The organism is Actinokineospora sp. (assembly GCF_050699995.1).
In the GTDB taxonomy this organism is placed as follows: domain Bacteria; phylum Actinomycetota; class Actinomycetes; order Mycobacteriales; family Pseudonocardiaceae; genus Actinokineospora.
The window spans coordinates 1-12,185 of record NZ_JBOHGC010000619.1 but is presented as its reverse complement, the minus strand read 5'-3'; the positions used below and the strand labels follow the sequence as shown (position 1 = coordinate 12,185).

Genomic DNA, 12,185 nt, shown 5'->3' with positions numbered 1-12,185 from the left:
GGTGCCGCCCCGAGAAGAAACGTCGTGCTCAGCCCTGCTGCGGGTATCCACCTGGCGGGGTGCCCGGCGCCTGGCCGAACTGTCCCGGCGGCGGCGCGAAGGTCTGGGGCTGCTGCTGCTGTGGCTGCTGTGGCTGGCCGAACGGCGCCTGCTGGTGCTGCTGCTGCTGGAACGGCGCCGACGGCGGGTTGTAGCCACCGGGCTGGCCGTACGGGTTGGCGGGCGCGGGCTGCGGCGGCTTGATGATGCCGTTGTCGAAGAGGAACGCGGCCACGGCGGCACCGGCCTGCAGGATGCCGAAGATCAGCACCATGACGCCGCCCGCCTTGAGCGAGCCGTCGATCGAGAAGATCATGAACAGGTACGCCAGCACGACCGACAGGATGATCGCGGGCGGCGTGAGGCCGACCTTCTTCTCACCCGGCAGGATCACCGGAAGCGACAGCAGGCCGCCGAGGAACAGCAGGCCGGGGATCCAGCCCGAGAACGCCTCGTAGAAGTTCACGCCCGTACTGAGCGGGGCGAACCCGAGGAACAGGTTGAGCACACCGAGACCCGCGACCGCGAGGTGCAGGATCTGTGCCAGCTCGAGCTTCGGGCCGGCCGGCGTGGGCGCGTAGCCCATCGTGGGCTGCTGCGGACCTTGACCCGGGTAACCACCCGGTGCCCCGCCTGGATAGGTCATCGCGTGCTCTCCTCAGCTAGCTCGACGCACAGAAACAATCTTTCAGCCAGCGAGACGCTAGCCCATTGCGGTGATCCGACGGACACCGGCAGGCCGTGGTTCCCCATCGTGGAAACAACTTGAAAACAACAAGGGCCGGACGCGCGAACGCGTCCGGCCCCGTGATCTTCAGAAGATCAGCGCTGTCGGTTCCTAGCCTGGAACAGCTCACGAGCCAGGGCGGCGGTCTCGGACGGCGTCTTGCCGACCTTGACCCCGGCGGCCTCGAGGGCCTCCTTCTTCGCCTGCGCCGTACCGGCCGAGCCGGACACGATCGCGCCCGCGTGACCCATGGTCTTGCCCTCGGGCGCGGTGAAGCCCGCCACGTAGCCGACGACCGGCTTGGTGACGTTCTCCTTGATGTAGGCCGCGGCCCGCTCTTCGGCGTCGCCACCGATCTCACCGATCATGACGATCAGCTCGGTCTCGGGGTCCTGCTCGAACGCCTCGAGGGCGTCGATGTGGGTGGTGCCGATGATCGGGTCGCCACCGATGCCGACCGCGGACGAGAAGCCGATGTCGCGCAGCTCGTACATCATCTGGTAGGTCAGGGTGCCGGACTTCGACACCAGACCGATCTTGCCCGGGCCGGTGATGTCGGCCGGGATGATGCCCGCGTTCGACTTTCCGGGGCTGATGAGGCCGGGGCAGTTCGGACCGATGATCCGGGTTTTGTTGCCCTTCGCCACCGCGTGCGCCCAGAAGTAGGCGCTGTCGTGCACCGGGATGCCCTCGGTGATGACGACGGCGAGGTCGATGCCCGCGTCGATCGCCTCGATGACGGCGTCCTTGGCGAACTTCGGCGGAACGAAGATCACCGACACGTCGGCGCCGGTGGCCTCCATCGCCTCGGCGACAGTGGCGAAGACCGGCAGGGACACGCCCTCGATCTCGACCTTGGTGCCCGCCTTGCGCGGGTTCACCCCGCCGACGATGTTGGTGCCGGACTTGAGCATGCGGCCCGTGTGCTTGGTGCCCTCGGAGCCGGTCATGCCCTGGACGATGACCTTGCTCTGGTCAGTCAGGAAGATTGCCATTGTCAGACCCCCGCGGTGTCGTTGCTCGAGCCCGCAAGCGACTCTTCGGCAGCGAGTGCTGCAGCAATGTCGGCAGCGTTGTCCATAGTGTCCACCACGGTCACGAGCGGGTGGTTGGCCTCGGCCAGGATGCGGCGGCCCTCTTCGACGTTGTTGCCGTCGAGGCGCACGACGAGCGGCTTGGTGGCCTCGTCACCGAGGATCTCCAGCGCGGCGACGATGCCGTTGGCGACCGCGTCACAGGCGGTGATGCCGCCGAAGACGTTGACGAACACCGACTTCACGGCCGGGTCGTTCAGGATGATGTGCAGACCGTTGGCCATCACCTCGGCCGACGCGCCGCCACCGATGTCGAGGAAGTTCGCGGGCTTGACGCCGTTGTGCTTCTCGCCCGCGTAGGCCACCACGTCCAGAGTGGACATGACCAGGCCCGCGCCGTTGCCGATGATGCCGACCTCGCCGTCGAGCTTGACGTAGTTGAGGTCCTTGGCCTTGGCCGCTGCCTCCAGCGGGTCCTCGGCCTCCTGGTCCACAAGGTCGGCGTGCGCCGGGTGGCGGAAGCCCGCGTTCTCGTCGAGGGTGACCTTGCCGTCGAGGGCGATGATCTTGTCCTGCGGGTCGCGGACCAGCGGGTTGACCTCGACCAGCGTGGCGTCCTCGCCGACGAAGGCTTCCCACAGCTTGACGATGACGTCGGCGGCCTGGTCGGCCACGACGGCGGGAATCTTGGCCGCGGCGACGATTTCCCGCGCCTTGGCCAGGTCGACGCCCTCGATGGCGTTGACCGGGATCTTGGCGAGGGCCTCGGGGCGCTCGACGGCGAGCTGCTCGATGTCCATGCCGCCCTCAGCCGACGCCATGGCGAGGAAGGTGCGGTTGGCGCGGTCGAGCAGGAACGAGAAGTAGTACTCCTCGGCGATGTCGGACGCGACCGTCACCAGCACCTTGCGGGTGATGTGGCCCTTGATGTCCAGACCGAGGATGCCCTCGGCCTTCACCTGGGCGTCGTCGGCGTTGTCGGCGAGCTTGACGCCGCCCGCCTTGCCCCGGCCGCCGGTCTTGACCTGGGCCTTGATGACCACGGTCGAACCAAGCTCTTCCGCGATGGCGCGGGCCTTCTCGGCTGTGTCAGCCACGTCGCCCGGCAGCACCGGGACCCCGTGGGCGGCGAAAAGATCCTTCGCCTGGTACTCGTACAGGTCCACTCGACAGTCTCCTGACTACGGTGTCTTCGACGCGATGCTGTCAGACGTGAAGACCCTAGCGACCTGCGGATTGACCCGAAACTTCACACCCGGTGAAGTCTGTCACCAGAGGGTCACTATGACGGTGAGGTCTGTCACCACTACGGCTTCGCGGCCCAAGTGAGGACGTCGATGTAGTCGTAAACCTCGATGTCGGCGGCGTTTTGCTTCTTAAGCAGAGCCGTGACCATGCCCACGTGTTCGTCGACCGCGATCGCATCGGCGTCCTCCTGGATCGCGATGGTCACCACCTGATCGGGGCTCCCGTGTCCGGCGAAGACGACCTCGATCCCGCTGTCGCGCAGCAGCCTCGCGACGGCGTGCATGTCGGCTTCGCCGAACTCGGCCAGGACCACGCGGGCGGTCATCGGCGGGTCTTCACGGCGGGTCGCGCGATGGCGGCGATAAGCGCGGCGACGAGCAGCGCGGCCACGCAGGCCAGTGACAGCCACGTGCCGGGGCCCGCGGTCGCTCCTTCGGCGCGGTCGGATGTCAGGGCGAACTCCAGGGCGTGGACCGCCACCAGCGCCGCGGCGCCTGCGAGGAGCGCGCCGCCGCGGGGTGGGCGCGAGAACGCGGCGACGGCGATGATCGCGAGGACCACCACGACGCCCAGCAGCAGACCCCAGGACGCGGGGCGGAAGTGCGACCAGATGCCGGGGGCGACGAACCCGGGTGCCTTGAGGACCGGCAGGCCGAAGGCGCCGATGGCGAACAGGGCCGCCGCGGCGAGGGGTGCGGCGAGGGTGAGGTTGGCCTGGCGCTCGGTGAGGTCGACGTCGTCGCGCTCGACCACCCCGGCGAGGGCGGCGACGCAGGCGGCGGCGACGGCAAGCACGGCCGCGATTCCGCCGAACCAGGCGCCGGGGCCGGCGCTGACGGCGTCGCTGGCGCTGATCGCGGTGAAGACGGCGTCACTCGAACTGGCCGCGACCAGCGGGATCGCGATCACCGCGACCGCGAACGCGGGGCGGGTCGCGGCGGCGGCGCGGGCGAACAGGAGGGGGACGGCCAGGGCGAGCACGACGATCGCGGCGGGGACGAACAACCTGCTGGAGTAGGCGACCGGTCGGTCGAGGCCGCCGGTGACCACGAGCTGCACGGAGGTCGCGGCGGCCAGCGCGGCGGCGGCGGAGGCCAGGCCGAGGATGCCCGCGATCAGGTGGAGGCGGCCGGTGTCGAGTTCGGTCGCGCGGTCCTCGGCTGGGTTTTCCTGGCGGTTGAGCAGCCAGACCGCCACGGTCAGGGCGACCAGCGCGGACAGGGCGATGACCGGGCCCGGGGCGAGGTGCAGGTGGTCGACGGCGGTGCCTGCGGCGAGTTGCGGGACGGTGACGCCCGCGACTGCGGCTGTCACCCCGAGGACCACGCCCCTGGCGACGGACGGGCGGGCCGACCCGGCGCCGAAGACCGCGCCCGCCGCGGCGGCGCCCGCGAGGAGCAGGACACCGAAGCGGGCCAGCGGCGGGGCGTCGATCACGCTGCTGGCCAGGACGAAGGCGTTGTCCGAGCGGAACGGGGCGAGGAGCAGTCCGACCGCGGCGAGCAGGGCGGCGATGAGGGCCAGCACCAGGGAAGTGCCCTGGGCCTTCGTCGAGCGGTCGGCGGAGTGGTCGTCGAACTCGGAGGCGTAGGGGGTGCCGGGGATGGCGCCCGCGCGGCCGACCGCGAGGAGCCCGGCCAGCGCCATCGCGCCGTGCCCGGCGAGCAACAGCCACAGGCCGGGGGCGGCGGAGAGGGGCGCGAGGACCGTCGGCACCAGGATCTCGGGGCGCGAGGTGAGCAGCGGGTCGACGGCGAACTGGGCGTCGACCAGGGCGCGGCCCGGGGCGAGCATGGCGGACCCGACGAGGACGGCGGCGCCCGTGGCGGGTGCTTTGGCGACGACGAAACCGATCGCGAGCAGCGGCGGGACCACGGCGAGAGCGGCGAGGACGGGCAGCGCGCCGAAACCGGCTGCGGGACCGTCTTCGACGAGCCCGATTGCGGGCCCGGCGACCAGCAGGACGGCGCCGGCGACCCCGAGGAACAGTGCGACCCGGAGCCTGCCCGGCACGTCCGCCCAACCGATGCGAACAACGGGAACTGCGCCGTCGGCCTGGTCCGCGTGGCGGAGGAGCGACGTTCGAATCCGCGAGGTCATCGCGGGCAACGCTAGCAAGACCGACGGGGTCCGACCGCGCCCGCGCTGTGGGATCCACCTGATGGGCGGGGTGCGGTGGGTCGGATGCAGGGCGGGAAGGGGGCGAGGCGGGGGCTACGACCGTGGGGGGGAGCCGACGTTGTGAGGAATTGAGTGCGCCGCCCGACCGGGCGAGCGCAGGGGTAAGCCGGCCGGATGCGCGGGCTGAGTCGACGGGCGGCAGTTGCGCGGGTGGAACCCGGGAAGGGCTTGTGAGGTTCGTGCGGTTTGTGGCCGATTGTCGCGGTCGGTGTGAGCGATCAACTCAGGCTGGACCACCTAAATGGCCTATTGAAACGAGACCCAGGTCACACTAAAGGGCGTGAGGTGGGGTTAACTTTGGGTAGTAACCGCTGTACAGGAACTTCCGCCCCTCGCCACGGTTGGCAGACATCACGTGTGGATGTTGCCCATCCCGGTATCTCCCCGTTACTGTCCCCGAGTCCGTTGTCACAGTCCGATCACGAATGGACTGGGGCTGGCAACCTGCTCCACCGCCACCCCATCCGGGTCCCCCGCCCGGAGTCCTCACCTAGCGCTCGTCCCCCGCGAGCCGGTGTCCGGATCTGACTCCCCGAAGGCGGAAGGCTAGCTTTGTCTCGACATCGCTCCACCGGCGGTGAACGCGAGTTCACCGTGCTCGACGAAGCGCTTGATCGCGCCCCTCGAGATCGCGGTGCGCACCGAATCGCTCCACCCTCGTCCGCGCTGCGCGGGCGGGTTGTCGTGGCCGCTGTGGCCGTCGGCGCCTTTGCCGCGGCCGCCGCCGGGCAGACCCTCCAATCCGCCGCCGGCTCGTCGAGCGACGACATCGTCCCGCTGGCAGGCACCCGCGACGCCTCCTCCCACATGGGTGGCATGGGCGGTGACGGGCCGATCGCGCCCGAGTTGCTCACGCTCGCGAAGACCTCCGACGGCACGCTCGAGGCCCAGAAGATGGCCTCCTCCGAGCGCGTCACCCAGGCCCGCAACGCCCGTGCCGCCGAGATCCAGAAGCAGCAGGAAGAGGCGGCCCGGCCGAAGGCGTTCAAGCCCACCACCGGCCGTCTGACCTCCGGCTTCGGCGCCCGCTGGGGCACCACCCACTACGGCATCGACATCGCCAACCGCATCGGCACGCCGATCGTCTCGGTCGCCGACGGCACCGTGATCGAGGCGGGCAGCGCCAGCGGCTTCGGCCTCTGGGTCCGGGTCCAGCACGCGGACGGCACCGTCACGGTCTACGGCCACATCAACGACTACGTCGTGCGCGAAGGCCAGCGGGTCAAGGCCGGTCAGCTCATCGCCCACATGGGCAACCGTGGCCAGTCCACCGGCCCGCACCTGCACTTCGAGGTGTGGGACGCCAGCGGCCGCAAGATGAACCCGCTGCCCTGGCTGATCGCCCGCGGCATCAACCTCTGAGCGAGACCTCCCCTAAGGCCTCCAGGATCGTTGAGCGTCACCGCTTGAGCATCACCCCGCCCTCCGGGTCGGCCCGCACGAAGTAGGCGCTCGCGACCCGCCACACCGTGCACATGGAGCCACGCCGCCCAGACGCCGGAAGGTGAGCCCGCCCGCACCCCGCACAGTGGGTGCGGGCCCCCAAGGGCCGATGGAGCCCCAGCACGCTGCGCCACGCCGCCGTGAGTCTGCGCAGTTCGCCGCCGACGACCGCGTGCTGCCCGGCCGCCAGCCGGTCGACCGCGTCGAGGTAGCGACCCACCGCCTCGGCGAGGAGCCGGTGCAGCAGCTCGTCCATTCCCTGTTCCCCCCTGCTTGCGCCATGGGGGTAGTCAACCGCAGGGGACCGACAATTTTCGAACATCAGTTCGAAAGTGACTCGATCGTGTGATTCGGGGATTAGAGCTTCACCAGGGGGACGCTGCCGATCAGCATGAGGCGGATCGTTCCGGCGGTCCCGAAGTCGATCGTCGCGGTCGCACGCGGGCCCGTGCCGTCGGTGGCGACGACCGTGCCCAGGCCGTACTTGTCGTGGTTGACCCGGTCGCCCACGTCCAGCGTCAGGGCAGCGGTGTCCTGCCAGCCCTTGGATGGCGCCGGACGGAGCCCCGCGCGGCCCGTTCCGGTGGCCCGAGAGCCCCAGGTGGTCGCCCGACTGGGGCTGGAGCGGTCGGGACCCATCCGGCGCCAGTCGATCAAGTCCGCCGGGATCTCGTCGAAGAACCGCGAAGCCGGGTTGGTCATCGGCTGACCCCAGGCCGACCGCACGATCGCGCGGGACAGATAGAGGCGCTCACGGGCGCGCGTGATCCCCACGTACGCGAGACGGCGTTCCTCGGCGAGTTCCGTGGGATCACTCAACGCGCGCATGTGCGGGAAGATCCCGTCCTCCCAGCCCGTGGAAAACACCACCGGGTACTCCAAGCCCTTGGCCGTGTGCAACGTCATCAGCGTGACCATGCCGCCGGACTCGTCGTCCGGGTCGGGCACCTGGTCGGCGTCGGCCACGAGGGACACGCGCTCCAGGAAGGCGGCCAGCGAACCCGCTTCCGGGCCCGCCGTGGCGGAGTCGGCCGCGTCCGGCGGAGGCTCGTCGGCGGGGGCCTCGGTGAACTCGCGGGCGACAGTCACCAACTCGGTGAGGTTCTCCAGCCGCGAGGCGTCCTGCGGGTCGTCGCTGGCTTCGAGTTCGGCGCGGTAGCCGGTCTGGTCGAGCACCGCGTCGAGGATCTCGGCGACGTCCTGGCCGTCGTCGACGAAGCGGCGGAGCCCGTCGATCAGCTCGACGAAGCCCGCGATCGCGCGCTGGGAGCGCGGGTTGAGCAGCGCGACTTTCCCCACGGCGGCGTCGTTCAGCGCCGCGGCGAAGGAGATGCGCTCGCGGTCGGCGTGGGTGGAGACGCACGCTTCCGCGCGGTCCCCGATGCCCCGGCGGGGCACGTTGAGGATGCGGCGAAGGCTGACCGTGTCCTCCGGATTCGCGAGAACCCTCAAGTACGCCAAGGCATCCCGGACTTCGCGCCGCTCGTAGAAGCGGACGCCGCCGACGACCTTGTACGGCAGTCCCATCCGGATGAAGATCTCCTCGAACACCCGGGACTGGTTGTTCGTGCGGTAGAACACCGCCACGTCGCAGTTGTTCGCGATGCCCGCGTCGACCAACTGGTCGATCTCGCGCGCGACGAACGACGCCTCGTCGTGCTCGTTGTCGCCGACGTAGGCGACGATCTTCTCGCCGTCGCCGAGCGCGGTCCACAGGCGCTTGTCGCGCCGGTCCGGGTTGCGCGAGATGACCGCGTTGGCGGCGTTGAGGATGGTCTGCGTGGAGCGGTAGTTCTGCTCCAGCATGACCGTCGTCGCGTTCGGATAGTCGCGTTCGAACTCGACGATGTTGCGGATGGTGGCGCCGCGGAAGGCGTAGATCGACTGGTCGGCGTCGCCGACGACACAGAGTTCGGCGGGCGGCAGGCCGTCGGTGCCGCGGCCGACCAACTCGCGCACCAGGGTGTACTGGGCGTGGTTCGTGTCCTGGTACTCGTCGACGAGCACGTGCCGGAAGCGCCGGTGGTAGTACTCGGCGACGTCCGGATAACCCTGCAGCAGTTCGACCGTGCGCATGATCAGGTCGTCGAAGTCCATGGCGTTGGCCTGGCGCAGCCTGCTCTGGTACTCCACATAGACCTCGGCGACGCGGCGCTCGAGGTCGTTGGCGGCGGCCGACGAAGCCTGCTCTGGGCCGATCAGCTCGTTCTTGAGGTTCGAGATGTGGATCGAAAGCGTGCGCGCCGGGTAGCGCTTCGGGTCGAGGTCGAGGTCGCGCGCGACCAGCGTGATGAGGCGGCGCGAGTCGTCGGCGTCGTAGATGGAGAAGCTCGACGTCATGCCCAGTGTCTTCGCCTCGCGGCGCAGCACGCGCACGCACATCGAGTGGAACGTCGACACCCACATCGCGTTGGCCCGCCTGCCGACGAGGTCGGCGACGCGCTCCTTCATCTCGGCGGCGGCCTTGTTCGTGAAGGTGATCGCCATGACCTGGCCGGGATGGACGTTGCGCTCCGCGAGCAAATACGCGATACGCCGGGTCAGCACCCTGGTCTTGCCCGAGCCCGCGCCCGCGACCACGAGCAGCGGGCTGCCGATGTGCTCGACGGCGCGCCGCTGCTGGTCGTTGAGGTCGTCGAGGAGCGCTGCGGAGCCGGACTGGCGGCGGGGCGCGGCGGGCTCGGTGGTGGGGAGGTCGAAGAGTGCTTCCATCGTGCAAGCAACGGTACCGGGGGCCACCGACTAAGACGAAAAGTGCCGATCCCACAGGCCGGACGCCAGGTCGACCGCGCGGCCACGGTGTGTCACACTCGATCCGTGCAGCGCCACTACGAGTTTTTTTACGGGATCCGGACTCCGGCTCCCGTTGTGGCATAGCACCGAAAACCACCACGAAGCCCCGGAGTCCTCGGACCCCGGGGCTTCGTGCGCTCGGGAGCTGAGGATCTCCGCCCAACCGCTGAGGATCACAATGTCCGAGAACACGGTCAAAGCAGGCATCGAGCTTCCCGCCCCCGAGGAAGTCGCGGAGCTGCGCAAGGAAATCGACGAGTTGGACCGCGAGATCCTGCGTCTGGTGAAACGCCGGGCCGAGGTCTCGCAGACGATCGGCGCCGCGCGCATGGCCGCGGGCGGACCCCGCATCGTGGTCAACCGCGAGATGGACGTCGTCGCGCGCTACCGCGAACTCGGTCCCGCGGGTCGCACGCTCGCGATGGCGCTGCTCGACCTCGGCCGCGGCAGGCTCGGCAGGTAGCAGATCCAGGGGGCGACTCGGGGAGATCCCTGAGCCGGTTCGGCGCGCGCTCGGGCAGACTGGACGCATGCTCGATCTCATCGCTGTCATCGTGGCCATCGTCGCCTTCGTCGCGGCACTCGGTTTCGCGGGATACCTGGCGTTGCTCAACTCCGCGGCGCGCAAGCGCGGGGTGAGCGGCGCGCCGGTCGCCCAGTACGTGCGGGGGCGGTGGCCGATCGCGGGCGTCACCACCGCGGGGGCGCTGCTCGGCTGGCTGCTCACCAGCGGCGGCGGGTTCGCCGACGTGCTGGCCATCCTCGTGGCGGGCGGGTCGGGCGCGGTCGCGGGCAGTTCGCTGTCGACGACGATGGCGAAGTACCGCAGCGGCGAATGAACCGTGATCGACCCGAACGGGTCGATTCACACGCACGGCAGAGAAAATCGCCTGCGTTCACCCGAATGTGTGAGGTCGCGACGAGTGGTGCGCCCTGACTCACGAACGCTGTGCAACGCCATACTCTTTGCTGAGTGAATACGGCGAGACGATCCACCGAGGTGCGCACGGCACTGGTCGTCACCGCGCACCCGGACGACGTCGACTTCGGCGCGGCGGCCTCGTTCCAGTTGCGCCGCGACATCTCCCGGGTCATCCGCCAGGTCCGCCCGGACCGGGTGCTGACCTGGTCCCCCGAGATCAACTGGGACATGGTCGTCACCACCCATCCCGAGTTGCTCCACGCGGAGGGGCTGACGCCGTGGACGGTCCGCGAACCGTGGCTGGTCGACGGCCCGGCGACGCTGCGCACGCACGTTTCCCAAGTGGGTGAAAATCCCACCCTCGAAGAGCAGATGCGGCCCTTCTTCGCGGCTGTGGCCAGCAAGTACGGCTTTCCCGCCGGACACTTGGCCGAGGAGTTCCAGGTCGTCGACACGAGCTGACCGGTAATCGGTCGGCGACACCGCGTCACGACCGGCTAGGACAGGAGTCTCCACCACATGGCGAGCGGGCGGGACACCGCGCAGGACGGACCAGGCCGAGGGCGACACCGGCGCGGCTCGAGTGCGACGTCGTGGACGCCGCCTGTCCACCCGGCCGGTCCCGAAGAGGAGACCGATGTCCTGCCGGTGATCGCCGGGCTGTTCCCGGACGCGCCCGCGACCGGCCTGGCCAAGTTCGACCTGGGCAGCATCCCGGCCTCGGTGACGCCGCCCCGCAGTTGGCGGCACGCGGCGTGGTTCGCCGTCGCCGCGACGCTCCTGGTGATGGTCGGCCTGACCTACGCGGCGGTCACGCTGGTCACCAATCCCCGCAAGCCCGAGGTGGTCGACGCCCTGCCGGGTCTGCCCAGCTATCCAGGCCTGCCGCTCGACCTGCCCGGCGACGCACTGGTGTCGGAACGTCCGCCGGCGCCCAGCAGCGCGCCGCCCACGACCGTGTCGGCGAAGCCGTCCGACCGCCGGCAGCTCACCGCGCCGCCTCCCGGCAAGAACACGGCGGCGCCACCCGCCCCGGCTCCGACCACCGCGGCCCCGACGGCCACGACCGCACCCGCTCCGGCCCGCACGACGCTGCAGACACCGGTGCTCGTCGGTCCGATGGCCGATCCCGAGAAGATCGGCGACCGCACGGAGACGTACTTCGCGCAGGTCACGCGCGATCCGGACGCGGCGTACTCGATGACAACCGGCCAGGCCCGCTACGACGGCCAGGAGGAGTTGGAGCGGCGCTACGCCGATGTCGAGCGGATCGAGGTGCAGCGGATCACCATCGATGCGAACCGGTCGAAGACGTTCTCGACGCTGCGGCTGATCCGCAAGGACGGCAGCGTCATCACCGAAGAACGTGAACTTGTCTTCACCTACGGCGCTGAACCGAAGATCACCAGCGACACTCGCACGGGGTGACCGATTACTCCTTTTGAGTGATTCTCAGCGCCGCCTATCGCCTCGATCGGGTGATCGACCGAGAAAGAGTGGTGTAGGGCAGCAGCGGCACGGTACGAGTTGCCCCGAACAGCGAAACTCAGGCGGAGGAAGCGTCAGTGGATCGTCCGACGACCGGCAAGCGGCACGTCCGCACCGGTTCCGTTCACGTCACCGAGTTGATCGGCAAGCGGATCGAGCTGCCCGCCGACATCGATGACCTCGTGCCGCACGAGCCGACCTCGCACCGGCCGCCCCAGTCGCGCGCCGCGACGATGGCGAAGATCGCCGTGCTGAGCGTGGCCACGGCGACGCTGTGCGGGGCCATGGCCGCCGCCACCGTGATCACCCG

Annotated in this window: 13 protein-coding genes; 6 read left to right on the top strand and 7 right to left on the bottom strand. The window is 69.6% G+C overall.

The window, feature by feature from the left end; genetic code table 11:
- Positions 1-28 precede the first annotated feature (28 nt).
- The 5 genes from ACRDSQ_RS29735 to ACRDSQ_RS29715 form a co-directional block, all read right to left on the bottom strand.
- The gene (locus tag ACRDSQ_RS29735; RefSeq protein WP_431425645.1) at positions 29-685 is read right to left on the bottom strand and encodes a DUF5336 domain-containing protein; all 657 of its coding nucleotides are present in this window, start codon (positions 683-685) and stop codon (positions 29-31) included.
- 176 nt (positions 686-861) lie between these two features.
- On the bottom strand, positions 862-1,761 hold the full coding sequence (gene sucD, locus ACRDSQ_RS29730) for a succinate--CoA ligase subunit alpha (protein WP_431425644.1): 900 nt from the start codon (positions 1,759-1,761) through the stop codon (positions 862-864).
- A 2-nt stretch (positions 1,762-1,763) separates the two neighbouring features.
- Complete coding sequence (gene sucC, locus ACRDSQ_RS29725; RefSeq protein WP_431425643.1) at positions 1,764-2,966, bottom strand: ADP-forming succinate--CoA ligase subunit beta; 1,203 nt, start codon at positions 2,964-2,966, stop codon at positions 1,764-1,766.
- Positions 2,967-3,106: 140 nt separating this feature from the next.
- On the bottom strand, positions 3,107-3,373 hold the full coding sequence (locus tag ACRDSQ_RS29720) for a hypothetical protein (RefSeq protein ID WP_431425642.1): 267 nt from the start codon (positions 3,371-3,373) through the stop codon (positions 3,107-3,109).
- Complete coding sequence (locus ACRDSQ_RS29715) at positions 3,370-5,148, bottom strand: hypothetical protein (RefSeq protein ID WP_431425641.1); 1,779 nt, start codon at positions 5,146-5,148, stop codon at positions 3,370-3,372. The genes ACRDSQ_RS29720 and ACRDSQ_RS29715 overlap by 4 nt, the downstream gene beginning before the upstream one ends.
- 765 nt (positions 5,149-5,913) lie before the next feature.
- Here ACRDSQ_RS29715 and ACRDSQ_RS29710 point away from each other — a divergent pair.
- Positions 5,914-6,591 carry a M23 family metallopeptidase gene (locus ACRDSQ_RS29710; protein ID WP_431425640.1) on the top strand — a complete coding sequence of 226 codons (678 nt, stop codon included), beginning with the start codon at positions 5,914-5,916 and terminating at the stop codon, positions 6,589-6,591.
- A gap of 37 nt (positions 6,592-6,628) precedes the next feature.
- Here the strand turns inward: ACRDSQ_RS29710 and ACRDSQ_RS29705 are convergent, their stop codons facing one another.
- Both ACRDSQ_RS29705 and pcrA read right to left on the bottom strand, forming a co-directional pair.
- Positions 6,629-6,928: a hypothetical protein gene (locus tag ACRDSQ_RS29705; protein WP_431425639.1), complete on the bottom strand. Its 300-nt coding sequence runs from the start codon at positions 6,926-6,928 to the stop codon at positions 6,629-6,631.
- Between the two features lie 101 nt (positions 6,929-7,029).
- Positions 7,030-9,384: a DNA helicase PcrA gene (gene pcrA, locus ACRDSQ_RS29700; protein ID WP_431425638.1), complete on the bottom strand. Its 2,355-nt coding sequence runs from the start codon at positions 9,382-9,384 to the stop codon at positions 7,030-7,032.
- 259 nt (positions 9,385-9,643) lie between these two features.
- On the opposite strand from pcrA, the gene ACRDSQ_RS29695 reads away from it, so the two are divergent.
- The 5 genes from ACRDSQ_RS29695 to ACRDSQ_RS29675 form a co-directional block, all read left to right on the top strand.
- Positions 9,644-9,928 (top strand): chorismate mutase, encoded by a 285-nt coding sequence (locus tag ACRDSQ_RS29695; RefSeq protein WP_431425637.1) that lies wholly within the window; start codon positions 9,644-9,646, stop codon positions 9,926-9,928.
- A gap of 67 nt (positions 9,929-9,995) precedes the next feature.
- Positions 9,996-10,304: a hypothetical protein gene (locus ACRDSQ_RS29690; protein ID WP_431425635.1), complete on the top strand. Its 309-nt coding sequence runs from the start codon at positions 9,996-9,998 to the stop codon at positions 10,302-10,304.
- Positions 10,305-10,465: 161 nt separating this feature from the next.
- Entirely contained in the window at positions 10,466-10,849 is a 384-nt protein-coding gene (locus tag ACRDSQ_RS29685) for a hypothetical protein (RefSeq protein ID WP_431425634.1), read from the top strand.
- Between the two features lie 57 nt (positions 10,850-10,906).
- The gene (locus ACRDSQ_RS29680; RefSeq protein ID WP_431425633.1) at positions 10,907-11,815 is read left to right on the top strand and encodes a hypothetical protein; all 909 of its coding nucleotides are present in this window, start codon (positions 10,907-10,909) and stop codon (positions 11,813-11,815) included.
- A 137-nt stretch (positions 11,816-11,952) separates the two neighbouring features.
- Positions 11,953-12,185 (top strand): hypothetical protein (locus ACRDSQ_RS29675; protein WP_431425632.1); only part of this gene is annotated, 233 nt, incomplete at its 3' end.